This is a genomic window from Paenibacillus vietnamensis, assembly GCF_020169515.1.
Classification (GTDB): domain Bacteria; phylum Bacillota; class Bacilli; order Paenibacillales; family Paenibacillaceae; genus Pristimantibacillus; species Pristimantibacillus vietnamensis.
Genome location: NZ_JAHMHW010000003.1, coordinates 227,110 through 253,997, shown reverse-complemented (window position 1 = coordinate 253,997; position 26,888 = coordinate 227,110). Strand labels below are relative to the sequence as shown.

General features: G+C 54.1%; 24 protein-coding genes. 22 read left to right on the top strand and 2 right to left on the bottom strand.

Going from position 1 to position 26,888, the window contains the following annotated elements; all coding sequences use genetic code 11:
• Positions 1-68 precede the first annotated feature (68 nt).
• From KP806_RS09160 to melA, 6 genes are all read left to right on the top strand, one after another.
• Positions 69-1,700, top strand: coding sequence for an ABC transporter substrate-binding protein (locus KP806_RS09160; RefSeq protein ID WP_224723280.1), 1,632 nt, complete (start codon positions 69-71; stop codon positions 1,698-1,700).
• Between the two features lie 102 nt (positions 1,701-1,802).
• Positions 1,803-2,714, top strand: a complete 912-nt coding sequence (locus KP806_RS09155; RefSeq protein WP_224723279.1) for an ABC transporter permease — start codon at positions 1,803-1,805, stop codon at positions 2,712-2,714.
• A gap of 24 nt (positions 2,715-2,738) precedes the next feature.
• Positions 2,739-3,632 carry a carbohydrate ABC transporter permease gene (locus tag KP806_RS09150; RefSeq protein ID WP_224723278.1) on the top strand — a complete coding sequence of 298 codons (894 nt, stop codon included), beginning with the start codon at positions 2,739-2,741 and terminating at the stop codon, positions 3,630-3,632.
• A 112-nt stretch (positions 3,633-3,744) separates the two neighbouring features.
• Positions 3,745-4,476: a YwaF family protein gene (locus KP806_RS09145; RefSeq protein WP_224723277.1), complete on the top strand. Its 732-nt coding sequence runs from the start codon at positions 3,745-3,747 to the stop codon at positions 4,474-4,476.
• Positions 4,473-5,393, top strand: coding sequence for a helix-turn-helix domain-containing protein (locus KP806_RS09140; protein ID WP_224723276.1), 921 nt, complete (start codon positions 4,473-4,475; stop codon positions 5,391-5,393). Before KP806_RS09145 ends, KP806_RS09140 begins: the two co-directional genes overlap by 4 nt.
• A gap of 124 nt (positions 5,394-5,517) precedes the next feature.
• The gene (gene melA / locus KP806_RS09135; protein WP_224723275.1) at positions 5,518-7,029 is read left to right on the top strand and encodes an alpha-glucosidase/alpha-galactosidase; all 1,512 of its coding nucleotides are present in this window, start codon (positions 5,518-5,520) and stop codon (positions 7,027-7,029) included.
• A 27-nt stretch (positions 7,030-7,056) separates the two neighbouring features.
• Here the strand turns inward: melA and KP806_RS09130 are convergent, their stop codons facing one another.
• A complete protein-coding gene (locus tag KP806_RS09130) occupies positions 7,057-7,668 on the bottom strand; it encodes a 3'-5' exonuclease (RefSeq protein ID WP_224723274.1) in 612 nt (203 codons plus the stop codon).
• A gap of 531 nt (positions 7,669-8,199) precedes the next feature.
• Between KP806_RS09130 and KP806_RS09125 the strand changes: the two genes are divergently transcribed.
• The 6 genes from KP806_RS09125 to KP806_RS09100 all read left to right on the top strand — a co-directional run bounded on the left by KP806_RS09125 (position 8,200) and on the right by KP806_RS09100 (position 16,579).
• Positions 8,200-9,465, top strand: coding sequence for an MFS transporter (locus KP806_RS09125; RefSeq protein ID WP_224723273.1), 1,266 nt, complete (start codon positions 8,200-8,202; stop codon positions 9,463-9,465).
• A 457-nt stretch (positions 9,466-9,922) separates the two neighbouring features.
• A complete protein-coding gene (locus tag KP806_RS09120) occupies positions 9,923-11,257 on the top strand; it encodes an ABC transporter substrate-binding protein (protein WP_224723272.1) in 1,335 nt (444 codons plus the stop codon).
• A 29-nt stretch (positions 11,258-11,286) separates the two neighbouring features.
• Positions 11,287-13,071: a cache domain-containing sensor histidine kinase gene (locus KP806_RS09115; RefSeq protein WP_224723271.1), complete on the top strand. Its 1,785-nt coding sequence runs from the start codon at positions 11,287-11,289 to the stop codon at positions 13,069-13,071.
• Between the two features lie 5 nt (positions 13,072-13,076).
• Positions 13,077-14,693, top strand: a complete 1,617-nt coding sequence (locus KP806_RS09110) for a response regulator (RefSeq protein WP_224723270.1) — start codon at positions 13,077-13,079, stop codon at positions 14,691-14,693.
• A gap of 557 nt (positions 14,694-15,250) precedes the next feature.
• Positions 15,251-16,276, top strand: a complete 1,026-nt coding sequence (locus KP806_RS09105) for a hypothetical protein (protein WP_224723269.1) — start codon at positions 15,251-15,253, stop codon at positions 16,274-16,276.
• A gap of 36 nt (positions 16,277-16,312) precedes the next feature.
• A complete protein-coding gene (locus KP806_RS09100; protein ID WP_224723268.1) occupies positions 16,313-16,579 on the top strand; it encodes an acyl carrier protein in 267 nt (88 codons plus the stop codon).
• A gap of 32 nt (positions 16,580-16,611) precedes the next feature.
• On the opposite strand, the gene KP806_RS09095 is transcribed toward KP806_RS09100, so the two are convergent.
• Positions 16,612-17,433 (bottom strand): PIG-L deacetylase family protein, encoded by an 822-nt coding sequence (locus KP806_RS09095; protein WP_224723267.1) that lies wholly within the window; start codon positions 17,431-17,433, stop codon positions 16,612-16,614.
• 89 nt (positions 17,434-17,522) lie between these two features.
• Between KP806_RS09095 and KP806_RS09090 the strand changes: the two genes are divergently transcribed.
• From KP806_RS09090 to KP806_RS09045, 10 genes are read left to right on the top strand one after another with little or no spacing between them, the layout of a single operon-like run.
• Entirely contained in the window at positions 17,523-17,771 is a 249-nt protein-coding gene (locus tag KP806_RS09090; protein ID WP_224723266.1) for an acyl carrier protein, read from the top strand.
• Positions 17,764-19,092: a hypothetical protein gene (locus KP806_RS09085; protein ID WP_224723265.1), complete on the top strand. Its 1,329-nt coding sequence runs from the start codon at positions 17,764-17,766 to the stop codon at positions 19,090-19,092. Before KP806_RS09090 ends, KP806_RS09085 begins: the two co-directional genes overlap by 8 nt.
• Complete coding sequence (locus tag KP806_RS09080) at positions 19,085-20,188, top strand: hypothetical protein (RefSeq protein WP_224723264.1); 1,104 nt, start codon at positions 19,085-19,087, stop codon at positions 20,186-20,188. Before KP806_RS09085 ends, KP806_RS09080 begins: the two co-directional genes overlap by 8 nt.
• Positions 20,169-21,338, top strand: coding sequence for a radical SAM protein (locus KP806_RS09075; protein WP_224723263.1), 1,170 nt, complete (start codon positions 20,169-20,171; stop codon positions 21,336-21,338). The genes KP806_RS09080 and KP806_RS09075 overlap by 20 nt, the downstream gene beginning before the upstream one ends.
• Before the next feature lie 35 nt (positions 21,339-21,373).
• Positions 21,374-22,357: an ABC transporter ATP-binding protein gene (locus KP806_RS09070; protein WP_224723262.1), complete on the top strand. Its 984-nt coding sequence runs from the start codon at positions 21,374-21,376 to the stop codon at positions 22,355-22,357.
• Positions 22,354-23,163, top strand: coding sequence for an ABC transporter permease (locus tag KP806_RS09065; RefSeq protein WP_224723261.1), 810 nt, complete (start codon positions 22,354-22,356; stop codon positions 23,161-23,163). Before KP806_RS09070 ends, KP806_RS09065 begins: the two co-directional genes overlap by 4 nt.
• 3 nt (positions 23,164-23,166) lie before the next feature.
• Positions 23,167-23,979, top strand: coding sequence for an ABC transporter permease (locus tag KP806_RS09060; protein WP_224723260.1), 813 nt, complete (start codon positions 23,167-23,169; stop codon positions 23,977-23,979).
• Between the two features lie 18 nt (positions 23,980-23,997).
• The gene (locus tag KP806_RS09055) at positions 23,998-24,987 is read left to right on the top strand and encodes a methyltransferase domain-containing protein (RefSeq protein ID WP_224723259.1); all 990 of its coding nucleotides are present in this window, start codon (positions 23,998-24,000) and stop codon (positions 24,985-24,987) included.
• Complete coding sequence (locus KP806_RS09050) at positions 24,984-25,931, top strand: methyltransferase domain-containing protein (protein ID WP_224723258.1); 948 nt, start codon at positions 24,984-24,986, stop codon at positions 25,929-25,931. The genes KP806_RS09055 and KP806_RS09050 overlap by 4 nt, the downstream gene beginning before the upstream one ends.
• Positions 25,928-26,878, top strand: a complete 951-nt coding sequence (locus KP806_RS09045; protein WP_224723257.1) for a 3-oxoacyl-[acyl-carrier-protein] synthase III C-terminal domain-containing protein — start codon at positions 25,928-25,930, stop codon at positions 26,876-26,878. The genes KP806_RS09050 and KP806_RS09045 overlap by 4 nt, the downstream gene beginning before the upstream one ends.
• Positions 26,879-26,888 lie beyond the last annotated feature (10 nt).

Below are 26,888 nucleotides of genomic sequence, written 5' to 3'. Positions count from 1 at the left end.
AAAAACATCCGGACAACGTCATCAGGCCAAATCGATTTTGCTTACCAAAGAATAATGGGGGTAGCGCAATGAAGAAGAGAGTTCATTTGTTTCTGTCGACCATGATGGTAGTGTCCACCGTTTTGGCAGGCTGTTCAGGCTCAAGCGGCGAGAACGTAAACGAAAGCACCGATGGAGCTTCCGGCAACGGCGGAGGCAGCGGCGAAAAAGTGAAGCTGACGGCGGTCATTACGAAGCATGCGCTCACGAAGCCGCTTGGTGAAATGGAATGGCTGCAGCAGGTGGAAGACGCCGCGGGCGTCGATATCGAATGGCAGGAAATTACGGCCGACTGGGGACAGAAAAAAGGCACGATGCTGGCAAGCGGCGACGTCCCGGATTTGTTCGTCGGGCCTAACGTCATTACGGATGCCGATTTCGCCCAATTCCAAGGATTGTTCCAGGACTTGTCCGAGCTGGTCGAGCAAGCGCCTAACGTACAGAAAATGTTCGAGGAAAAGCCGGAGACGAAAGCGATCGCAACGCAAAGGGACGGCCATATTTACGGCTTGCCGAAATATCAGGCGTTCTGGCCGGATACCGTTAACAGACAATACATTAACCAGCAATGGCTGGATAATCTCGGCCTCAAAACGCCTACGACATGGGACGAATTGTACGATGTACTGGTGGCGTTTAAGGAAAAAGACGCAAACGGCAACGGGGATCCGAGCGACGAAATTCCAATGGACTGGCCGGGCGGCATCGGCGGGTATTTCAATCCGGCCGTGCTTCTCGGAGGCATGGGCGTTACGCTTGCTTCGGAAATAAGCGGACAGGGCTACTTCGTCGAAGACGGCAAGGTAAAAAACTTCCTTACCGACGACCGCTACAAAGAAATGGTCATGTTCCTGAACAAGCTGTACAAGGCAGGCTTGATCAACCCCGAGGTATTTACTCACGACTATACAAAATTTCAATCGGTTGCCCGCGGCGAAGGGGATAAGGCGAAGGTCGGCTTCACCTGGGGCTGGGTTGCGTCGGACCGCTTCGGCGAGCAGGTAGCGCCGCAGTACGAATCGCTGCCGCCGCTTAAAGCGAAAGCCGATTATACGGGTCCATTGTCCTGGAGCTATGACTACTACTCTTTGAATTTCGGCACCAACCATATCGTGATGTCGGCAAATACCAAAAACAAAGAAGCGGCGATGAGATTTATCAACGAGCTGTACAATCCGAAGGTAGGCATTCAAGTATTGTTCGGCTCGATCGGCCCGAACATTAAGGACAACGGCGACGGAACCTATGCCGTGCTGCCGCCGCAGGATGCGAAGATGGACCCAGGCACCTGGAAGTGGACCTCCACATGGGCCGATAACGGCGCATTCTATATTTCCGATTCGACGCAATTGACGCTCGGCAAAGACATGCAGGAGGTGCTGACGCATTCGGAGCCGCTGAAGGATGTGCTTGCGCAGGTCGATCCGGCAACCGACGTCTACCCGGCTATGTTCATCAAATACGAGACGGCCGACAATAACACGATGAGCCTTAACAATACGAACGTTATGAATTTGGCTAACGCAAGCTTTGCCAAGTGGGTTACAAAAGGCGGTATCGAGAACGAGTGGGACTCCTACGTAAATGAAAGCAAAAAGGCCGGCCTGGATAAGAACCTGGAAATTATGCAGAAGTACTACGACGAATACAAGAGCAAGTAATAACTGACTCTTAAACTCCTGTATTTTAATAAAATTATATGAAGAAAGAAGCCGCTCCGCACTTTGCAGGCGAAGCGGCTTCTTCCTCAAGGGGGGATTTCTATGCGCTCTGGAACGGTTCTCAGCACGCTTAAACGCGACTATCAATTGTGGATCATGGTGCTGCCCGCCATCGCTGTCATATTTATTTTCAGCTATATCCCGATGTACGGGGTGCAATTGGCGTTCCGGGACTACAATTTCAGCAAAGGGCTTACCGGCGGGGAATGGCAGGGCCTGTATTACTTCAAGCAATTCATTGACAGCTACTTGTTCAGCGATTTGATGAAAAATACGTTTTTCATCAGCTTAACGACGATCATTGTCGGATTTCCGGCTCCGATTATTCTGGCGCTTATCCTGAACCAGATCCGCAGAAAAAAGGCGAAGCAGCTTATGCAGACGACGGTATACCTGCCTCACTTCATTTCGGTAATCGTGCTCGTAGGGATGCTGAACGTGCTGCTGTCGCCGGAGACGGGAATCGTCGGCCATATGATGAAATCCATAGGACTCGGGCACATCAACCTGCTTGCTTCAACGTCCACGTTTATCCCGACTTATGTCATTTCGGACATCTGGCAGCACTGCGGCTGGAACAGCATCATCTATTTGGCAGCGCTGTCGACCGTAGACCCGCAGCTGTATGATTCCGCCAAAATCGACGGAGCGAACAGATGGCAAACGATCCGGTATATCGATTTTCCGGCGCTCGTTCCGACGATCATCATTTTGTTCATCCTCAGCATGGGGAACATTCTCAGCACGGGCTTCGAGAAAATATTCCTGATGCAAAACGCGCTGAATTTGCCGGTGTCCGAGGTCATCGCGACGTATGTGTACAAGATCGGCATCGTGTCCAACCAGTTCAGCATGGCTTCGGCCATCGGTTTGTTCAATACCGTCATTAATTTTATTTTCCTGTTCGCGATGAACGCCATTTCCAAGCGGGTTTCCAATACAAGCTTGTTCTAGGGGCTTAATGAAGGAGGAGTTGCCATGGTTCGTCATCGGCTCAGCGGCGGCGAAATCGTTTTCCGGACCGTATTATTCGCGTTATGCGCTCTCATCTTTTTGGCGGTCGCTTATCCGCTTTACTTTATCGTTATCGCTTCGATAAGCGACTCCACGATGGTGTCTACCGGCAAGGTATTGTTATTTCCGAAAGGGACCAGCTTCTTCGGGTACAACGAAATTTTCCGCGACGAGCGGATTTGGACGGGGTACCGGAATACGCTCTTCTATACGTTTGCCGGCACGTTCATCAATCTGCTGTTCACCTTGCCTGCGGCATATGTGCTGTCGAGGAAGGAATTTAAAGCCAGGCGCTTTATCATGTTCGCGTTTGTATTCACGATGTTTTTTAACGGCGGCCTGATCCCGACTTACCTGCTCATGAAAGATCTGCATCTGACGAATACGTTTTGGGTGTTTATCGTTCCGTTCAGCGTGAACGTGTTTTATTTGATTATTGCGCGGACGTTTTTCGAAGCCTCCCTGCCGCCCGAGCTGTATGAAGCGGCGGCGATGGACGGCTGCTCCCATTTCGTCTATTTCCTGAAGGTGGCTCTTCCTTTGTCCAAGGCGCTCATTTCCGTTGTCGGGCTTTATTACCTGGTCGGGCATTGGAACGACTTTTTCACTGCGCTCATTTATATCCGGGATAACGATTTGAAGCCGCTGCAAATCATTTTGCGCGATATTTTGCTGTCGAACCAGGTGTTCGCAGGCGGCGCGGGCACCGGCGGAGCGTCGGGCGGCTACGCGCAGAAGTATGCCGATCAGATCAAATACGGCGTCATTATCGTATCGACGCTGCCGATTCTCGTGCTGTACCCGTTCCTGCAAAAATATTTCGAGAAAGGCGTTATGATCGGCTCCGTTAAAGGTTAAGCCATGAGTTAGGCACGGATACGTGCGAACAAACGGGTCTTTCCTTTTCGGCCGATTTGAGCGAATATAGACGTATACCGTCAGGAGGCGCTGGTCTCCCAAGGAGGCGTCTATGCATTTCGGATCTTATTTTGACAGCGATTACGAGGCTTCCTTCATCATGTTCTCGGCCTCTCATTGGATAGGTCTTATCGTTGTCATTTTCTTATGTTTCATGCTCTATCGGTCGAGAAAAGCTATACGCGGGCGGGAGAGCCTGCGCAGGGGCGTACGCTGGTCGCTGGTCGCCGTGCTGCTTGCTTCGGAAGCGCTGCTTCAGCTTTGGTACGTGTCCGAAGGCATATGGCGCTCCGGGCTGTCGCTGCCCTTGGAGCTTTGCGGGATTACGCTGCTGCTCTCCATCATTATGCTGACTACCCGCAGCAGGCTGCTTTATCCGTTTCTCTACTTTGCGGGAATCGCCGGCGCTTCGATCGCGCTGCTGACGCCCAGCCTGGATTACGCGTTCCCGCATTTCCGCTTTTTTCTATTTTTTGTTGCGCACGCGGCTATTATTCTTGCTTCGTTATATATGACCTGGATCGAGGATTACAGGCCGACTTGGAAATCACTGTCCTATTCGATGCTGGGCATTAACCTTGTCGCAGCCTTTGTCTGGTGGGCCAATTCCGTGCTGGATGCCAATTACATGTTTCTGATGCGCAAGCCGGGCTCCTTTTCCTTCCTGGATTATTTCGGTCCGTATCCGTATTATTTGCTTGTCGAGGAGCTGTTTGCGTTTGTTCTGTTTGTGCTGATGTACGCGTTCTTCTTTAAACGGCGGAAAGGAGCGGACGGACGATGACGCAAACGGGATTGTTCAAGCGGGAATGGCTGGAGCGGGATGCTTGCGCAGCTGCCACCGCTTACTACTTCAAGCAATGGGAAAATTTCGATATGCCCTTTCACCGCCACGACGCGGTTGAAATTATGTACGTTATAAGCGGCGTATGCCGGATCGAAATCCAGAGGGACGATCTTCCGCACGCGCAGGTCGAGCTGAAAAAAGGCGAATTCGTCATCTTGAACGGGAATGTCCTGCACCGATTGATCGTCGAACCCGATTCGCCGTGCCGGATGCTGAACGTAGAGTTCAAAGCGGGCAAGGAGCCGGACGGCGCCGCCTCCGTCAAGCAGCTGGCCGGGCAGGACCGGGATTTGCAAAGCCTGCTGTGCGTAACGGACCCGTATTTGGTGCTTAAGGATTCCAGCGAGGTGTATCATACGCTCAAAATGCTCGTGCTCGAGCTGGACAGTCTGAGCAAGGAACCGGGGGTCATGGTCGGCCTGCTGTTTCACCAGCTGTTCGTTCTAATTGCCCGCATTTACCGGCAGTCCGCCTACAACGGCCCCCAGCAGCACGATTTGTACATGAACAAGTGTCTGCAATTCATCCACCACAACTATGACCGGGATATTCAGGTGAAAGATATCGCTGCGGCGGTCAACCTCAATCACGGTTATTTGCACCGGATTTTCAGGGCGCGGCTCGGACAGAGCATCACCGAATATTTAACCGAGCTGCGATTGGAGAAAGCGAAGATGCTGCTTCGGCAAACGGACATTCCGGCGGCCGACATCTGCGAATATATCGGCGTAGGCAGCCGGGAATATTTTCACGCCTGGTTCAAGAAGAACGCGGGAGTTACGCCGGTCCAATACCGGGCCGGAAACAACGCCAGAGGAGATAACGCCGAGAAGGGTTACTTTGAACTAAAGTGACGATTTCTTACACCTCGTCGCTTATCATGTCACGATTTTGATAACGCCTCCGATTTTTCGTTGCTACAATGTAGAGGAGATCTCACGACTTTACACCAAAACGAACAATCGGAGGCGATTTATCATGTCTGCTTTTAAAATAACGTTTATCGGCGCGGGCTCGATCGGGTTCACGCGCGGGCTGCTCCGCGATTTGCTGGCGGTGCCAGAATTCCGCGGTATCGAGGTCGCTTTTACGGACATTAACGCTCATAATCTGGAAATGGTTACGGCTCTTTGCCAAAGGGATATCGACGAGAACGGCCTTTCCATCAAGATCCAATCGACGACCGATCGGCGCGAGGCTTTGAAGGACGCCAAATACGTGATTTGCACGATAAGAGTCGGAGGCCTTGAGGCGTTCGCCACGGACGTGGACATCCCGCTCAAATACGGCATCGACCAATGCGTCGGAGATACGCTGAGCGCCGGTGGCATCATGTACGGGCAGCGCGGCATCGCGGAAATGATGAATATTTGCCGGGATATCCGCGAGGTGGCGTCGAAGGACGTCCTGCTGCTGAACTATGCGAATCCGATGGCGATGCTGACCTGGGCTTGCAACAAGTACGGCGGCGTCCGCACGATCGGCTTGTGCCACGGCGTTCAGGGCGGACATTGGCAAATTGCCGAAGCGTTTGGCCTGAAGCAGGAGGAAGTCGACATTATTTGCGCCGGTATTAACCATCAAACCTGGTATATCCAGATCAAGCACAACGGCGAGGATTTGACGGGCAAGCTGCTCGAGGCGTTCGAGAACCATGCCGATTTCAGCCGGACCGAGAAGGTACGCATCGATATGCTGCGCCGCTTCGGCTATTACAGTACGGAATCCAACGGCCATTTGAGCGAATACGTGCCCTGGTACCGCAAGCGTCCGGAGGAAATCCATGAATGGATCGATTTGGGCTCCTGGATCAACGGCGAGACGGGCGGTTATTTGCGGGTGTGCACGGAGGGGCGCAACTGGTTCGAGACGGATTTTCCGAACTGGATGAAGGACCCGGCTTTTGAATACAAGAGCGAGAAGCGCAGCCATGAGCACGGCTCCTACATTATCGAGGGGCTGGAAACCGGACGCGTATACCGGGGGCACTTTAACGTCGAGAATAAAGGCGTGATCGCCAATCTGCCGGCGGACGCCATTATTGAAGCGCCGGGCTACGTCGATCGGAACGGCATTTCGATGCCGCTGGTAGGCGACCTCCCGCTTGGCCCCGCAGCCGTCTGCAGCGTCAGCATTTCCGTTCAGCGTCTGGCTGTGGAAGCGGCAATCCATGGGGATGACAAGCTGCTCCGCCAGGCTTTCATGATGGATCCGCTCGTCGGAGCGGTCTGCAATCCGAAGGAGATTTGGCAGCTGGTCGACGAAATGCTGGTTGCGCAGGAAGCGTGGCTTCCGCAGTATACGGAAGCCATTTCCGAAGCGAGGAAGCGGCTGGAGGAAGGCCCGCTGCTCCCGACCCGGGATTACAAGGGGGCGGCCCGCCTGAAGGTCAAGTCCGTCGAGGAAATGCAGCAGGACCGCGAGGCCGCGAATAAAAACGCCGGGGAGTCGGACAAGGGGAAGGAACGCGCAAAGCTGGCTGCCGAATAACGGCGGAGCGGGTGAGATGCACGCTTGTTAACGAGCATATTTCAGCTCGATCGGTGTTAAAATCGCATCTGGCGGGCTCCAGGCAGGCGGGCCGAACTTTCGGAGGTAGCCGAGCGTGTTCATGTAATCGCGGACGGGCGCTTCTTCGTCCATCTTGCGGAACAGCTCCCAGCAGGCGATGACGTCGTTCAGCGCCCGGTGCCCGCGCGTCAGCGGAATGCCGTAGCGGTCGCTCATATCCTTGAGCGTGTGCGGATAGACGTGCCGGTCGCGGCTTATCGTCAGCGTATCGATAAAGCGGTTCGGGAACGAACGGCCGGCGATTCGCAAAAGGGAGTAATGAAGAAAGCTGAGATCGAACGCGGCGTTATGCGCGATCAGAATATGATCGCCCATCATCCGGTTCAGGATGCGGAACGCGGTATCCTCGTCCATGCCGGTTGCGGTCATCTCATCCGTAATGCCAGTCAGTTCGGTTATTTTCGGGGAAAGCTTGCCGTCGTAGCGCACAAGCGTGCTGAATTCGCTGGCGATTTGACCGTCCACACAGCGGATGGCAGCCATTTCGATGACACGGTCCTTGACGGGATCGAGGCCGCTCGTTTCAAAGTCGATTACGGTATAACAGAGGTTGGACATAAGGGCATTCACCACTTTTTTCGAAATAAATTAGATGAACGTTCTGATTGCTATAATTCGATAAATAACGCCAATACCCTTTATTACCACGCAAAAAGACCCGTTAACGCTCCTTTTGGGCGATAACGGGTCTTTTTTGGCGTTTTCCAGTACGGCTGCCTTTAGGCTAGTGGTTGTTGCCGGATGCGTTGCCTTTTTTGTCGGATGACTTCGTCTTCGTGTTTTTGGTCGCATGACCCTGCTGCTTTGCCACGGTAATCCCTCCTTCGTATAAGCGGTGATTGTAGTTTGTGAAGAACGGGGACTTGTCTATTCACGGACGACCTAATCCTTCAAGCTCAGAATATAGGCCTAATCGGGCGAACTAAGGATAAAATCAAAGGATACGATTCCTGGCAGTCTTCATTTCGGAGCAGAGCGGCTATTTTGGGGGAGAGAACGCTTTCTTTCCGCACGGACATTGACGCCGCCTGTGATAAAATGAACAAAAAGGCAGCATTGCCGGTAGACAGACAATGGGGGACGATGAGGATGCGAACGGGGATCGGGTTAAGGGAGAGGCTGGCTTATCTCAAAAGCCCGCCGCTGCCCGCGGAGCAAAGGCTGGGCAAGGATGCGGTAACCGCATTGATCATTCATTGCTGCTTTCAATTCGGCGCATCGATGTCAGGCTTATTCCTCAACTTGTATTTGTGGCGGCTGACGGAGGATCTGGTCGTCAACGGGATTTACAACATTATTGTGTTTGTGCTTACGCCGCCCGCATTTGCGCTCGGGGGCTGGATCGCGAAGCGGAAGGACCGGATGGTCACGTACCGGCTCGGCATTTTTATGATCGCATTATTTTATTTGATGGTTGTTATCGCACAGGAGCAGGTTGCCGTTTATTATATAGCGTTCGCTATCTTTAACGGTATAGCGGCCGGACTGTATTGGACCGGCTATCTGGTCATTCAATACGACGTCTCGACGGAAGCGAACCGGATCCGGTTTTTGGCGATCAATCTGGTCGTATTCAATTCGGCCGGTCTGGCCGGCCCGGCGCTGGCGGGCTTCGTCATCCAGCGCAGCGAAGGGCTGCAGGGGTATATATTCATTTTTACGCTGGCCTTCGTCATGTTTCTGATCGCGGCGCTCGTCAGCTTCCGCATTCCGATGGTACAGTCGCATCACAAAGCTTATTACTTAAAGTTTATGGGGCTGGTGATGCACAAGAACAAACGCTGGCTGAAGGCGCTGTACAGCTTTTTTATACTGGGGCTGTTCCAGGGCATCATGCTGTTTTTGCCCAGCATTTTGCTGTTTCAGACGGTCGGGCGCGAGGACTGGGTCGGTTATTTGGGGGTGTTCTTCTCTTCACTGACCGTAGCGATGGGGTATGTCATTTCCAGGAAGGCGCAGAAGGAGCATGTCCAAAAATATGTGCTGTTTTCGACGACGGGCGTCGCACTGGGCTCGGCGCTGCTGCTTATCCAGGTGGAGTTCTGGTCGGTGGCGATCTACATGATTTTGTTCTCAATCTGCAATCCGCTGGCCGTTAACACGCTGACCTCCTATTATTACCGCCTGATCGGCACGCTGCCGCTGAAAGGGCAGCTGCGCGTCGAGTCCGTCGTGATGCGGGAGCTTTTCCTCAATATCGGCAGGGTCGTTTCGATCACGCTTCTCATTGCGCTGGCTAAGGACATGCAGTCGGTTTGGCTGCCTGTCGTGCTGTTCGGCATGGCCGTGCTGCAGTATTTGCTTGTGCTGTGCATCAAGGAAAAACAGACGGAAGAGGGAGTGCAGCCGGAATAACCGGCGTCCATTTACCGGCCCGCAGTTGCGGCGCCGGTTTTTTTGTTATATTTTTATAAACCAGAGAATTTTAAAAAAGAAGACCAGAAAAAATAGAAAGTGCGGCTTGCCGGTTTCTGTTATTCTGAATGGATGAAAAGTTGATTCATGATAGGTTATTTCTAACGAATCCTACCCTGCTTATTAGCGAGAAAATGGACCTATTGTCACTTTAACGAACTCGATCGGCCTTATTGCGCTTGAATGAGGTCGAAGTACGTTCCAAAACTGGAAATAGCGATTAAGGAGTTCCTTACACTTTCAAAACCGTATGTTTTGAGCATATAAGAGTTACTGAGTTCGTAAGCCGTGTGGAAGGTAATTGGCAGAGGGAGCTCGTTGCTGAACGATGGGCGATAGAATCAAATGATCTGAGCGGCGGGCTCGCCACACTTATAAACTGAAAGGAGAGACGGGCGTGAGAAAAAAACAGTCCAAACGTTTCATCATCATGGCGGCTTTGCTGCTTCTTACAGGCTGCATGAAGGGCGGCGGCGGTGCTGACGATCAGGTACCGGATGAAGACTTTGAAGCCGAAGAAACGGTTACGCTTACTTTTTGGCGGAATTCCGGCAACAATGCGGAGAATGCCGCCTACGACCGATTGATCTCCTCTTTTATGGACAAGCATCCGCATATCAAAATTCAGATGACGCCGTTCCCTTACAGCGATTACGACACGAAGCTGCGCACGTCGGTTGCGGCCGGCGATCCTCCCGATATGATGACGATCGACGCGCCGAACCTTGCCTCCTATGCTGCGGCGGATGCGCTGCTGCCATTGACGGATAATTTCCAGAAAAACGGCGATCTTGACGATATTCCGAAGACGACGATCGAGGGTTATACGTATCAAAACGACATTTATTTGGCGCCGATGACCGAATCGTCGATCGCCATGTTTTATAATAAAAAAATGTTTGAGGCCGCCGGCCTTCCGCTGCCCCCGAGCGATCCGGACAAAGCATGGACCTGGGAACAGGTGCTGGATGCGGCGGTCAAAATCAACGATCCGGAGAAAGGCGTCTACGGCATCGATCCGGCGCAAGGCTTCCAGAATGCGGGCGCGACCGCATACTTCAAGTATCCGATCATTTGGCAGTTCGGCGGGGACGTGATGAACCCGGAGGGCACCTCGGCCAGGGGATACCTGGACTCTCCCGAAACCAGGAGCGCGCTGATCTTTTACAAGGAGCTGTTTACGAAATATAAAGTGGCTTCCTTCGAGTATCCGGTCGACGCGTTTCCTAACCGAAAATTGGGCATTACGATCGACGGTACTTGGACACTGGCGCATCTGGCGGAAAATTTCCCGGATTTCAAGCTGGGCGAGGATTACGACGTTGCGCCGCTCCCGAAGGGCGTCCGGCAGGCCGTTGCGAACGGCAGCTGGGGGCTTGGCATATCGGCCAAAACGCAGCATCCGGTGGAAGCGTGGCAGTTCATTCATTACGTGACCGGCTACGAGGGCTTGAAGCTGTACAGCAGCATTACGCGCGACATTCCCGCCAGATATTCGGTGGCGAAGGAATTTTCGGAGCTGAACGAATATCCGAAAAATATTTTTGTCGTCCAAAACCAGAAGTACGGCCGGCCGCGCCCGATTACGCCGATTTTCCCGCAGGTGTCGGAGGTCATCAAGGAATTGTTCGAGGATGTGACGCTGGAGAAGCGCAATCTCGATGACGCGCTGGAGGATGCGATCGGCAAAATAGACAAGGCGTATGCGGATTCGAAGGCGATAAGCCAATAATCGTTTTTGCGAGAGAGAGGAGCTGCCTTATGTTTTTTTCGTTGCGGAGCCGGCTGATGGCGGCTTTCTCCCTGCTGCTCGTCGTTCCGTTCATCGCTCTCGTCTTCGGCATCAGTGAAGAGTCGGCCAAGCTGATCCGGCAATCGATCGAGACTTCCACTTCGCAGACGATCGAGCAGTTCGGCTCGCACGTGAATACGTTCATGACTCAGGTGGAGGAAATCGGCAATCAGGTGATGAGCAACCGGGTTACGCAGGAATGGATTACTTCGCAAATGAGCCCGGAGAGCACGATGGAGGAGCGGCTGCTGGCTAAGCAAAAGCTGGTGGAATACGTATCTTCCTATTCGATCAACAATTCGAGCGGCATCTCGATCGGCGTTTTTTCCGATTACGGAGGAGGCTTATGGACGCAGGACCGCTCGTATTTGAAGCAGGAATGGTACAAGCGGTTTACCGACGAGGATATCCGCTTTACGAAGGCGCATTCGGATCCGGATCAGGCGGATGCGATCATGAAGGCCAGACTGGTGAACAGCTATATGCTGCCCCTTGTTCAACTGCAGTCGTTTACGAAAGCAGGCTTCGTCAAAATCAACTATCCGACTTCCGTCCTGCGCGATGCGATCGAGAAAATCCGGTTTGGCAAAACCGGCCGGGCGTTTCTGCTCGCGTCCGACGGGACGAGCATTTTGAAGCAGCAGATTCCGGATGACGGCTCCCCGATTTTGCAGGAAGGACTGGAGCGGATCAAGGCTTCCGGCCGGGCGGGCACAAGCGGCGTATTCCCGATCGAAAGCGGCAGCGAAACCTACTTGCTGTTCTACCGGTATTTCGAGGCGCAGGACTGGTATGTGATCGGGGAAGTGCCGGAGAAGGAGCTGTTTGTCAAAATCGATCAGATCCGCCGCACGATGCTGCTCATCAGCCTGGTGCTGCTGCTGCTGATCATCGGGGCCGCCTATTGGCTGTCCTATGGCATTACGAGGCCGCTGTCGTCGATGGCCCGCGCGATGAAGCATGTCGAGCGCGGCGAATTTGCGCAGGCGCTTGCCATGATGCCGGCCGTGCGCGCCGGTCACAGCGAGGTCGGATACGTAACCAGAGTGTTCGAGACGATGACCATGAGGCTGAGGCGTTTGATCGAAACGGAGTTCGAAACGAATTTGCGCCGCAAAAACGCGGAATACAAAGCGCTGCTCCTGCAAATCAACCCGCATTTTTTCAATAATACTTTAGAGATTATAGGCGGGCTTGCAGCGATGAACCGCAAAGAGGAGCTCATGGACGCGACGGAGGCGCTCGGCCAAATGATGCGGTATTCGCTTAATTTGAACAGCGATTTGGTCAAGGTGAAAGAGGAAATGAATTATATCCGCGATTATTTGTTTATTCTTCAGCTGCGCTACGAGGACAGGCTGCAGGTCGAGATCGAAGAGGATGCCGCTTCGGGCAGGCTGACGATCGCCAAGTTCATCTTGCAGCCGATCGTCGAGAATGCGGTCAAGTACAGCTTTGAGGAGAGCGGCGTTGCGAAGCTGTCGCTCAAGGTTCATACGGACGGGGAGCGGCTGCATATTTCCGTAGCCGACAACGGAATCGGCATGGACGAAGAGCTCATCGGACATCTGCTGTCCGAGCTTCATAACAGCGATTCCGTCGACATCCTGAACAGCGGCGGGGACAGCATCGGCCTCCGCAACGTGCTGTCGCGCTGCCGGCTCTATTACGGCGAGCAGCTGAAGGTCGGCATCGAATCGGAACGCGGCAAGGGTACAAAAATCTCGTTAAGCATTCCGGCATCGAAAGGGTGAGAGAAATGTACAGCATCATGATTGTCGATGACGAAGCGGGCGTAAGAAACAGCATTAAGGCAAAAATCGATTGGCAGGCCGCCGGTTTTCGCGTGACGGCGGAAGCGGGGAACGGCGAGGAAGCGCTGTCGCTGCTGCGCGGGCAGCCGCTTCCCGACGTTCTGCTCACTGACATCCGTATGCCGCAGATGGACGGCATCGAGTTGATCAACGAATGCAAGCGGGAGTTTCCCGGCTTGAAGCTCGTCGTCCTGTCGGGATATTCGGATTATGCTTATATGCAGGCAGCCATTCAGGCAGGCGTCAAAGATTATTTGCTTAAGCCGGTCGGCCGCAGAGAGCTGAACGCGCTGCTCGAGAGGCTGTCCGGCGAAATTGCGGCGGAGCAAAGCGGCGAGCAGCGGCAAATGGCCGAACGGCTCCAGCGGGAGCGGCAGCTGCAGGAGGCACAGGAGCAAATGCTGCTCCGTCTGGTCAAAGAGGATCATCACAGCCTGCTGATCATGAAGGAAAGGCTTGAGCAGCTGCAGCTTGCTGATCTGCTGGACGAAGAGAGGCCGGTACGGTTCCTTACCGTGGAAATGCGGGTACCGGCGGGGCGTTTGGGCAAAGAGCGCGAGCATCTCGATCTGCTTCAAATGGCGTTTCGGATGGTATGCCGGGAAACGGCGGAGGGCACCGGCAGCATCCACCCGTTTTACGATGCGAGCCATCCGGCGATGATGCATTTTCTGCTCGGCGGGGATGTACCGGGAAGCAGCACGGTTGAAGCCGACGCATTCTCCCGGAAGGTGCGGCACAATATCAGGCATTTCCTGAACCTGGATTGCGTCATCGGGGCAGGCGAGGCGGTCAGGGGAATCCGGCAATATAAGAACGGATATTCCTCCAGCATGCTCGCGTGGAGCCGGAGCACGGCACACGGACCGAATGCGCCGGCCGAGGTATCCGTACAGGATTTGATGGCGGCGTTCTCCCCGGATGTCGAAAGGCAGCTCGCCGTTTCTCTCGAGAATGGGGATGCCAAAGGTTATGCCGCTTTAATGGAGCGGATCGTGCCGGGCGGAGTCGATTACCCGATGTTTTCGTTCACGTTTATCGCCTCCCGCATCCTGCTGCTGCTGTATTCCGTCGCAAAAAAATACGAGTCCGGCGATACCTCGCTGCAAAAGCGGCTTTGGGACTGCCAAATGACGATCGGCGACTTCCATTCGCGCGAACAAATTATCGGGCAGCTGGACGAGCTGGCCCGGCTCGTCATGAAGGAGGCGCTCAAGACGCGGAGCGCAAGCGGCCAGCCGATCGTGACGGCCGTACGCAAATACGTCGACGAGAATTACGCTTACGAGCTGACGCTGGCCTCCCTGGCTTCGATGTTCCACCTGAACGAGACTTACTTGTCAGGCCTGTTTAAGCAGCATGCCGGCGTCACCTTTAGCGAATATATTACGAGCCTGCGCATGAAGAAGGCGGGGGAGCTGCTGGCGGAAAGCGGGCTAAAGCTGACCGATATCGCGATGCTGGTCGGCATTTCGAGCTCGAGCTACTTCAGCACCTCGTTCAAAAAATTTTACGGCATGAGCCCGAAGGAGTACCGCGAGCGCCGGCAGTCGCAGGTTTGATGCGCGGTGAGCGATGTCGAGCTCGGCGGGAAAACAGCCGTAAGAGTACAGCCGAGAGAGTTATAGTGGCGGCTGTGCTGAGCATAGATGAAATTAATGCTGTTATTTCCTGCAGCATGCAGCTTTTACGAGAAATAACTGGAATTGTTGTATCTATTTCGCAGGATCAGGCCGGTTGAGGGGAGAACCGCCAGTTTATCTGCAGTAATTCCAGTTATTTTACAAGATGATATCCAATATTGGAGAACAACAGCACGTAATCCAGTTGAATGACCAGGAGGATATAGGATGCAATCATCTGTTGAGACGGGTTTTTAGATCTTTGAAGGATGAGAGCTTTGCCGTCCTATATTGTCTTGCTGGCCACCGGGGCATATGTTAAACTATTCCACGTAAACGTTTGCTTAATCGTTTGCATAATAATTAAAACGTACGGTAACCTGTAATGTCCAAAATATGATATAAGGAGGTGCTGGTCTTCAGCATTTAGCAAGCGTTTACAAAACGTCAGTGAACAAAACTGACGGACTTGGACGAAACCAAAGCGAAGGGAAGCGATGCGTATTCTTGAGGTTAAGCTCAGCAAAAAAATACTGCCAATGCAATATCCGACCGTGACGTCGTGGCAGTGGCAGGCCAATGCGTTCGCCGTGCTCGAATGTTACCCGGAGACGGAGCCGTGGATCATGAGCCACTTTATCCAGCTTCAGCTCACCTTGAATCAAGGCAGCTCCTATGTGGATTTTTACCGCACGCCGACGTTCGAGTTTTGCCCGTGGCTGTTCCATCAGCATCTGAAGAGGGACACGGTCCAGTACTTCAATCCGGATATATGCTCGTTTATTACGGACGCCATTCATCAAGGCAGCTACGTGTACGGAGTGTTCAACCAGGCTCATTTTCTGGAGGGGCATGACTGGCTGCCTCACGATCTCTTTATTTACGGCTATGATCTGGAGCGTAAGGTATTCCATGCGGCCGATTTTACGTTTACGGGAAAATATTCGTTCGCGGAGGTTTCGTTCGATCAGCTGGAAAAGGCTTACCGGGCGATTCAGCCGTGGGATGACTGGCTGTATTTGGGCAGGGGAGGCTTGTCGCTGCTCAGCTTTAACGCCTCCGCCGGCTATGATTTCAACCTCGGGAATGTGATCGAACAGCTGGAGGGCTTCCTGACCGGCCGCAACTGCTTCGAGAAAATGCGCGAAATGTCGTATCGGACCCGTCCTTATGTATCCGGCCTTGCCGTTTATGAGAAGCTGATCGAGGATCTGGTCCGCATTAAGGCCGGCGGGCACGAGCCCGATTACAGGCCCTTTCACGTCATTTGCGACCATAAGGCATTGATGGTGCGCCGCATCCTGTATTTGGAGCGTCAAGGTTATTTGGAGGGGGACTCGGGGCTGGCGGAGCGGTACCAGCGTTTGGAGAACGACGCTCTTCTCTGCCGGAACCTGCTGATTAAATATACGCTCTCGAATCAGACCGCCATCATTGACAAAATGATGGCAAACATAAGAAATATCATAAACAACGAAAGAGAGCTAATTGAAATTTTATTATCCAAATTAGTGGTAGGCTAGATTCCGAGTCTATGAAAAAAAGGAGGTGACGCATTCATGGGAGACTTAAACGTTATCGGGGAGGTAATCCGCATGATAGAGAGTAAGGCTGCAGACGGAGCGTCCGTCAAGCCGGATACTCCGCTCCGCGAAGTATGGCTGAAGCTGGAGTCCGTCCAGGTCGTCGAGCTGATCGTCGAGCTCGAAGGGCGCTTCGGAATTACGCTGCCGGACGAGCTGCTCGGCCATATCGACGATGACGGGATAACGGCAGCGACTCTGGCCGAGACAATCGCGAGGGAGTCGAATGAACAGCCCACATAACGAGAGCATTGTAAGGGAGACGTCCGATCCGATTACTTAACGCTCCCGAAATGAGGGACGGGATCCCCGGCGCCTGAGGCGTATAAGGTCATCCAATAGGAACCGGATTCGTTCTCTCTTTTGGACCTGGCATGTCCCGCCAGCATCTTCAGCATGCCATATTTTGACGGCCACAGCAGGCCGATCTGGGAGCGGTAGTGCAGAACGGCATGGATCTTCGCCTTCAGGCCGTTTCTTGTCAGCAAGACATTTCTGGCATGCAGACCGCCGGCAAGCTCGGATTGCCAGCTTATGTCCCGTTTGTAGCACAAGTAGGGCAAATCTTCATAGTACATAAAGTCGATTTGCGCATGGAATCCCGATCTGAGCCGGGCCTGCTCGGCAGCCTCCCGCACCAGGCGGTGATCGACATGCCTGCCGATGCCAAGCGGCACGAAGACGGCATCATAGCGATTAAAGCCAATCTGTTCCGTCATGACCTTAACGATCTCTTCCAGCACCCCGGCTTCATTCCTCCAATCCGTATCGAAGAGATTGTGCAGCTTGCCGTATACGGGGCTGCCATCCTTGTTTTTCCGATAGATGCATTCCAGCAATCCCAAATGCAGGACGCTTGCGCCGAGCGCTTCCGCAGCACGAATATCCTCCAATCGACGTACGCCCATCGTATCCGCTCCGAGCCCGAATTTTTTGTGGATGATTCTGGCCAGCATAGATAATTCCGAGCCCATGCCCGTGAATACCGTTGCGATCGTAACCTTGCTCCCATGTTGAACAAGCCCGTAAATATAGTCGCCGCAGCTTATCACAGCATCATCTAAATGCGCGGAAATAAACAAATAATGATGATTCATTCGAACACCTCTATGAATTTTAATTTCTAATAATATACTATATTGACTTTAATATGAAAAATAATATTTTCCTAGGAGGAATAATCATTATGTTTGAAATTATTAAAGACATTATTGTAAGCGTAAAGGAAAACGAAGCTTACCGGGAAACCCTTACGCCGGCTAGCGACTTGATTAACGAGGTCGGGCTGGATTCGCTGCAAATGATCAATTTTATCCTTGAGGTAGAGGACCGCTTCAACGTGGAAATCGTCTACGAGGATTTGGACTACAGCTGCTTGCTTTCCGTAGACAAGTTCATGGCCTTTCTAAACGGCATGGAGAAAAAGGTTGGTTAACGCGCTTGCAGCCGGAACATTCGATTCGGAAGCTCATTGGAGAGACGTCCGGATGTCGCGTCTACCCGCCCTCCATGACCGGGAGAGGGAGAGGATCGTTGCGGCCATGGACGAGCTTCTGTTTCCGTTATGCTCCGAAGGCGATGCACTGGTTACCCGATTCCCGATGGAGGAGGCACATAAAGCTTATTTGGCGCGCATCGGCTTCCCGTTCATGCATTACAGCTTGAAAGCGGAGGAGACCGGGGGCCATGTGTTCGAGGCTCTCGCAAGCGATAACGTTCGCGGGAAGGAGCTTGCGGTGTACAGCCGGCTGATCCCTTTCTCGGTTGTTCCGGGGACCCTTGAGGCCGCCGCCAAATACGGATGGGGACCTGAGCTTCCTTCCCTCGAAGCGGTTAAGCTTGTCAATTCCAAAATCTATTCGACCCGCTTGAACCTTACGATGTTCGGACAAACCCGCGGGAAGCCTGTCTATTCCTCACAGGAGCTGAAGGCTGCGGGCGGCGAGCTGCTGCAGCAATACGGAGCGCTGCTGATTAAGGATCCTTACGGCGTATCGGGCAAAGGCAATATGCTCATTCAATCGATACAAGCTTTGAACCGTGCGGCCGCTTATATATGGAGGCAGGAAGAAGCGGGCTGCAGCACCGCCTTTGTCCTTGAGCCCTATTTGCCTGTGGAAAGAGATTTTTCCTGCCAATTCGAAATCGATGCGTACGGCCGGTTCCGGTTCGTCAGTATACAGAAGATGGTGAATAGACAGTTTGCTTATTTGGGCTCGGTATCGGCGACGGAAGAGGAGCTGGAGTCCTTGAAGCGGACGGGGTACTTCGACGTGATGATGCAGGCGGCGGACGGCTTGTACCGCGACGGCTATTTCGGTCCGGTATGCATCGATTCGATGTCGCTGCGGGACGGGACGGTCGTGCCGATCGTGGAGGTCAATGCCCGGCATTCGATGGGTTTTATCAATCACGGATTGGACAGGGTGCTTGCGGACAGCGGGAAAAAGGGCTTTTTGACCTTCCGCTCTCTCGGCTTCCGCCTCCCGTTTGATTACGAGGCATGGCTGAGCGAGCTGAAGCGGGAGCATTTGCTGTACCCAAACCGCAAGGGGAACGGGATCGTTCCGCTGTCCTCTGCGACTCTTCTCGTGAACGCACATTCCTATGAACCGGCATTCCCGGAGCCCGGCGGCGGCCTATGCAAAGGCAGGCTGTACATGTCGGTCGTCGCCGATGACGACGCGGAAGCGGACGCTTACCTGGAGCGGATGAAGATGAGCTTCGAGCGTAAAGGGGGGAGATGGTATGACTAACGGGGCAGCAGAAACGGTCACCCTGCTCGGCTCCGGCAATTCGCTCGGCGTCTATGTGCCCGTCGTACAGCTGAGCCGCCGGCTCGGCCGTAGAGGCATCCCTTCGGAGGTAAACGTGCTGGAGGATTTGTATTTCGATCCCATTAAACAAAAGGTGGCCGTGTACAAAAAAGCGTTCCATGACAGCTTTGCTGTGGCCAGGAAAGGAGCCCAGTTGGCCCGCGACATTTCGGATTGCCTGGATCCGTCCAAGGTCAGGCTGCTGCTGGATACGTGGAAGCGGGAGAAGCGGACCCGGTTCATTTCCGCGACGGGCTTTTGGCTGCCCGTGCTCGAGCAGTATGAGCGCGAAGCCGGAGAAACGCGGCTGTCGGTTGATTTTTTACATCTGGACGCTTCGCTTACTCCTTCTTATTCGGTATACGGGGACAGAGGCGGCGGGTTCGGACATGTCTGGTTCTATGACCCTTCGGGCGGCGGGATGTCCCGGCGCATCGCGATTACCGAAGAGGCGCCGATCCCGTTGGGCGAGCGGGAGGAGCGGTATTTGATTCACGGCGGAGGCTGGGGGATCGGCACGTACCGGACGGCCGCCCGCGAGCTGCTGGAGGCAGGCAAACGTCTGGATATGCTCGCCTATTACGACGAAGACATTATTCCGCACGAGCAGATTCAATATTTCAGAAACGATCCCGACTGGAGCCCGTGGGTGAAGAATGAGGAGGGCCGCATGCAGTTCCCGCCGCTTGCCCGGCTGGCGGACGGACATGCACCAAGCTACGGGAATCAAGAGAAATACCCGCCCCTATTCGATGTCATCCGCCGTTCGGCCGCGATTATCAGCAAGCCGGGAGGCTATTCCCTGATGGAATCGCTCGCCGCCGCAACTCCGCTCGTCTTCCTCGAGCCGTTCGGCAAGCATGAAGCGAGCAACGCGGATTACTGGATCAAACAGGGCTTCGGCATCCGGTACGAGGATTGGAAGGACGGGGGCTTTGCGGTCGATATGCTCGAGGACTTGCACGAAAATCTGGTACGGGCAAACCATTATTTGATCGAATACGGAGGGATTGGCGATGCAGCCAAAGACGACTAAAACGTTCGACGAGCGCGTGTTTCACGACCTGAAACGCACGATCATGAACATGTCCCGCGCCAGCCGGCAGCGGGCTGCGGACAAGCGTTACGCGATGGAGGTTCCGGAGGATATCGGGATCAAGCTGAACAACGGCTGCAACCTGCGCTGCAAGCACTGCTACGAATGGAACGAGGACGGCTTCCACCATGCGATGGCGAAGGAGGAGCAGAAGAAGGAAATCGAGATCGAGCTGATCGAGAAGCTGCTGGCGTTCACCCGTGAGAAAAAATCGAAGCTGTATCTTTGGGGAGGAGAGCCGCTCTATTACAGCCAATTTCCGCAGCTTGCGGATTTGCTGGAAAAGGATCAACGTACAGTTACGATCTGCACGAACGCCGTTCTGCTGGAGAAGAATCTGGATTCGCTGCTGAAGATCGGCGAAGGGCTCGTTATCCTGGTCAGCCTGGAGGGCTTCGAAGCGGAGAACGATGCGATTCGGGGCAAGGGAACCTACAGGAAGGTCGTTCAGGCCGTCGAGCGGCTGCTGGAGCTGCAGCGGCAGGGCATTTTCAAAGGGAAGGTATCGGTCAGCCTCACGATGAACGACGGGATGACTACGAAGCTGTTTGACTTCATGAAGTTTTTCGAGGAGCTGGGTATAGATTCCGTCTACTTTGTATATCCGTGGTATATTTCACCCGATTCGGCTTCGGAAATGGACGAGCTGTATATGAAGGAATTCAGCTGGCTGGATCCGCTCCCGCAAGGGCGCTGCAGCTGGCACTCGTTCACTTATCGGATTTCGCCGGAGAATATCGAACTGCTGAAGGAGGAGGTCAGGCGCGTCTCGGAGCATACATGGAGCAGCCGGGTCCGGTTCATGCCTGCGCTGGAGCAGGACGAAATTTCGGATTTCGTCCTGGGCATCCAGAGGACGGGAATGAACCGGAAGGAATGCCTGGCGATTTCGACGAGAATGGACGTGCTTCCGGGCGGCAGCGTGACTCCTTGCAAGTTTTTCCCCGAGCTCGCCGTCGGCAATATTAGTGAGACGCCGGTCAAAGAGGTCTGGCACGGTGAAAATTACGGCAAGCACCGCGAGCTGCTGTCCTGCGGCTTAATGCCGGTCTGCTCGCGCTGCGGCCTGCTCTATCATTACGGCAGATAATGCCGGAATTCCATCAAAGGGAGGCGATGAGGCGCTTGGAAGCGATCAGAGTGGAAGGTTTGACGAAGGATTTCACTTATTATACGAAGGAAGTGGGGGTGCTGAACTCGCTCAAGAACCTCGTATATCGTAAAACGTTGACGAAGCATGCGGTCAGGGACATCTCGTTCTCGATCGGCCAAGGGGAAATGGTCGCGTTTCTCGGGCCGAACGGGGCGGGCAAGACGACGACCCTGAAAATGCTCTCCGGCATTCTGCATCCGACCGGCGGCCATTTGTCCGTGCTCGGATATAAGCCTTACGAGAGGAAGAAGGAGTTCAAGAAACGTTTTGCGATCGTCATGGGCCAGAAGAGCCAGCTGTGGGCGGATTTGCCTGCGGCCGAATCGATCCTGCTGAACCGGTATATATATCAGGTGGAGGAGCAGGCTTACCGCCGTACGCTGGATGAGCTGGTCGAGCTGCTTGACGTTTCGCATGTGCTGAACGTGCAGGTCAGGCGACTGTCCTTGGGCGAGCGGATGAAAATGGAGCTGATCGCCGCGCTTATTCATAAGCCGGAGCTGCTGTTTCTGGACGAGCCGACGATCGGGCTGGATGTCGTGACACAGAAGCGCGTCCGTGAATTTCTGGCTTACTATAACGAGCATCACCGCACGACGATTATTTTGACGAGCCACTACATGAAGGACATTCAGGATTTATGTCAAAGAGCGCTTATTATTAACGACGGCCGGCTTGTGTACGACGGCAGCTTGAATCAGGTAAACGGCGCGTCGGCCGGCTCCAAAATCGTGAAGCTGAAATTCGCCGATTACGTCGATCCGGACGGTCTCGGAGCATTCGGAACCGTCAGGCAGTCGGACGGCTATCAGGCGACGCTTGAAATCGCCAAGGGGCAAATCAATGCGATATCCAGGGAGCTTCTGGAGCTGTTCCCGGTTGAGGACATCACGATTGAAGAGAAGCCGATCGAGGAAGTGATCGTCTCGCTTTACGACAGGAAGATTCCTGTATGAGCTTCTATATGAAATATACGCGCGTATTCAAGTTGGGCGTTCAGGCTTCGCTGGAGTACCGGACGGACTTTATTTTTTCACTGGTCAGCGCTTTTTTTCCAATCATGATCCAATATTACATCTGGACGGCCGTCTACGGGCAATCGGATAACGGCGAGTTTTTCGGCTATACGTACGAAGAGATGATTTTATATACGATCATGGCGGCCGTCGTGACCAAAATCGTTGCCACCAATATGGATCACGTCATCGCCTCCGACATTAAGAACGGCTCGCTGAACAAGCATCTGGTGCAGCCGGCCGACTATTTCGGGCTGAAGCTTTTTTCCCTGCTGGGGCAAAAAATGTTCTTTTTCAGCGTGATGCTTGTCATATTATTCGCCGTTCTGTTCTACTGTTCCGCTCTGTACGAGATCCGCATTCCGGCGGCGAATTTGGCTTGCTTTGCGGGGGTGCTCGCGCTGTCGCTCGTGCTGAATTTCCTCATTTCGTACACGATCGCGGCTATCGCCTTTTGGCTGGCTGAAATATCTTATTTTTTCGAGATGACGGGGTTGTTTGTCATCATACTAAGCGGCGGCGTGTTTCCGGTCGAGGTGTTCGGCAAAACGGCGAATGCGGTTTTAAGCTGCCTGCCGTTCAAGTATACGATTTATTTTCCGGCCAACGTCTTGAACGGCAAGCTCGCGATAAATGAAGTGCTGGAAGGGATGCTGATGCAGGCGTTCTGGATTGCGGCGATGCTGCTCGTCTCGAAAGCGGTATGGCGGATCGGCTTGAAAAAGTATTTGGGCTTGGGGGGCTAAGCGTTGAAAGCGTGGCACGGCACAATGAAAAGCTATCTGCAAATTTATTTGCGGTTTATCAAAAACTGCTTTATCGCGCAAATGGAATACCGCACGAATTTTATTTTGGGCATTGCGGTTGAAATCGCCTATTTGTTCTCCAAGCTGCTGTACGTCGTCGTCGTGTATGAAACGGATTTGCATATCGGCGACATTACGCCGGACGGCATTTTGATGTTCGTAGGCACTTATACGATGATGACGGGCTTGTACGCGGGCTTGTTTTTCACGAATTTTGTCCGCATTTCCGACTATGTCAGAACGGGGGAGCTCGATCTGCTCATGGTGAAGCCGGTATCGCTGCAGTTTATCGTTTCGCTCCGGTACATCGACTTGGGCATGCCGATCCCGAATTTGGCGGCGGGCATTACGATGGTGGCCATCGGCTGGCATGCGCTCGGCATCCCCGTCACTTTTTATCATATCGCCATTTTTGTGTTTTATTTGCTTTCGGCTCTGCTGATTACGTACGGCTTGATGATCATTCCGTCGATTCTGTCGTTCTGGTTCGTCAATACGGGAGGGCTGGCAGGCATCTTCTACGCGATTTGGGATGCGAACAACATGCCGATGCCGATCTACTCGCGGCTTATTCAACGAATCGGCGTGTATGTGCTGCCCTTTCTGGTCATTACGAATTTCGCTCCGATGACGGTGATGGGACGGCTGGATGGCGGGCTGATGGTTTGGGGTGTGCTCGCGCCTGTCCTTCTGTTGGCTGCGGTCCGCCAGATGTGGAAGCAAGCGATAAAAAATTACAGCAGTGCCAGCGGCTAGCGAAAGGAGCTTCGAGGAATGGATGTTTTATGGCCGTTATCCGGGATTCAGCTTGCATGCACGAATTGCAAGACCGCCCTGGAATACGCGGATGTTGAGTTGGCATGCCGGGCCTGCGGCCTGCGGTATCCGATGGCGGACGGACTGCCGAACATGCTGACGGAAGGGCTGCAAGGGTCGGCAGAAGAGCGAGACTTGTCTGCGGACGCGGTCCAGAAGGCTGCGGTGCAGGGCGTGTACGATGCGATTAACCGCACGCTTGAGGAGAAAGGAATCTCGCGCTTTTCTACATTTATTAACTGGGGATATGCTTCCCGGGAGGACGGCGCCGATTCCGGCTTGCCGGGCGTCAACCAAAGCTTCGTCCGCTTGCTGCGCGAAATTATCGGTTCGGCGGACGTGGTCGGGAAGGACGTGCTGGAGATCGGCTGCGGCCGGGGAGGCAACGTGAGGGAGCTGTGCAAAAGCTACCGCGCGGGCAGCGTGGTCGGCATCGATCTGACGCCGTCCAATATCGGGTTTTGCCATAGGAGCAACCGCTACCGGCAGGCTTATTACTGCATCGGAGACGCGGAACGCCTTCCGGTCCGGAGCGGGTGCTGCGATTTTGTGCTGAATGTGGAATCCTCACACCTGTATCCGAATATCGGCCGTTTTTTTGCCGAAGCGTACAGGGTGTTGAAGCCCGGAGGGATGTTATGGTATGCGGACATTATGGATGCCCCGGACGCTTTGCGTTACGAGGAGCTTTGGGGCAGGCTCGGTTTCCGCACCGCGCTTTGCCGCGACATTACGGACAATGTGCTTTTGTCGGCAGATCGGGCTCTGAACAGCCGTTTGTATGCACTCGGAGGCTCCTTCGGAAGCGGGGAAGGGACGATGGAGTGGCTGGAGGCGCCAGGCACGCAAAAGCATGAGGCGATGAAAACGGGTAAACGCCTGTTCAAAATTGTCCATTTGGTGAAGCCGAACGGTGGCGGAGGGGAAGAAAGGGGAGGGCTGCAATGAATCGAACGTGGCCGCAGGCAGACGTTCCATGGGCTTGCCCGATGTGCAAGCATTCGCTGGCAAGAGAAGAAGCTGCGCTCGCATGCCGGGCATGCGGGCAGCGGTACCGTGTGGTCGAAGGCGGCATTCCCAGCCTTCTTCCGAATGAAACCGGGCAAGAGAGCGGGGAGTATCGGGAGAGGAAGGAAGAGGTGAAGCGGATGTTTACGGCCTTCGGCCAAGCTCTGGCCGATAAAGGCGTCTCGCGCTTCTCGACCTTTATGAATTGGGGATATGCCGATGTCGGAGACGAAGAGGACGGCAGGCTGGGAAGAGGTGTGAACGAGCAGTCGCTGAGGCTGTTTCGGGAAATAATGACCGGAATCGAGGCGAGCGGCAAGGACGTGCTCGAGATCGCCTGCGGCAGAGGCGGCAATATCCGGGCTCTCTGCAAGAGCTATCGGCCCCGCCTCGCGGCGGGACTCGACCTGACGGAGGCGAATATTGCCTTCTGCCATGCCGGCAACCGGTATGAGCATGCCTATTTCTGCATCGGAGATGCCGAGGAGCTGCCCGTACCTGATGCCTGCTTCGATATTGTGCTGAACATCGAGTCCTCGGACCTGTATCCGCGGATCGAACGTTTTTATGAGGAGGTGTTCCGCGTCCTGAAGCCTGGAGGCATGTTCGTTTACGCGGACGATATGGACTCGGAGAAGTTTAATGCCGGCGAACGTTATATGCGGGGCCTCGGCTTTGAGATGATTGTCTCGCGCGACATCTCCGAGCAGGCGCTGCTTGCGAGCGACCTGGCACGGGACAACCGGCTGGCCGCGATTAACGGGAATTTAGAGTCCGCGGATGCGATCCGGGATACGATGGGCGTACCCGGCACTCCGTTGTACGACGACATGAGGGCGGGGAAACGGAAATATAAAATTTTGCATTTGATGAAGAGGGTATGAAGCCGGTGAACACCCTATTCGGAATAACCGACAGCTGCGTCTATCTTCCCGTTAACCGGACTCCGGTCGGCCTTGTCATGCACAGGCTCGGCGAACAAGGCGCCGCCATGCGCATCTCTGAGGAGGAGTACGGGAGCGGAGGCTTCCGCGAAGTACCGGAGGAGAACGTCTGCAGCCTGGAGGAAATGATATACGAGGCAAGCGCTCCGGTCCTGCGGCGGGCAGCAGAGAGAGGAGCGCAGGTGAAAGCGATCTTGTTTGCGAGCGTGACGACGGATGCAGCGGCCGGAAGCTTGTTCGCCAGGCTGCTTCGCGAATTTTCGCTTGAAGACGTGCCGGTGGTCAGGCTTGCCGAATATGGCTGCGCTATGTTCCATCTTTCGCTTCGCTTGGCGTACGCTTATTTTGCGGGAGCGGCCGGGGAGGACGACGCGGTCCTGTTCGTCACGGCAGATAAGGCGAGAAGCGCCCGGGAGCGCAGCGATACGTACATGCTGTTCGGCGATGCGGCCAGTGCGGCATCGTTTCGGAATAGCCCGGCTGTGAGACACCGGGTGCTGGCATCCGGGATGAAGGCGGACGGAATCGCTTACGATTTATGTCCGGAGCGGGTCCGGCTTTATTTTTCCACCTTCTATTTGTCCGTGAGGCAGCTGGTCCGACAGGTTCTGCGGCAAGCGGGCGCATCGATGAACGATATCGCAATGATCTTTTGCACGAATCTGGGGCTGGGCACGTGGAGCATTTTGGCGAAGATATTGGGCTGCCCGCTTGAGCTGTTTTATGCTGATACGCTGGCAGGGGAAGGGCATCTGCATAACACGGATATTGTGATGAACATAGAGAAGGCGGCCGTAAGCGGCAGACTGCGGAAGGGCGACCTCTATTTGGCCGTATCCGTCGGCTTCGGCGGCTATTATGGGTGCTCTCTGCACCAATACGGGTGAATACGGCAGA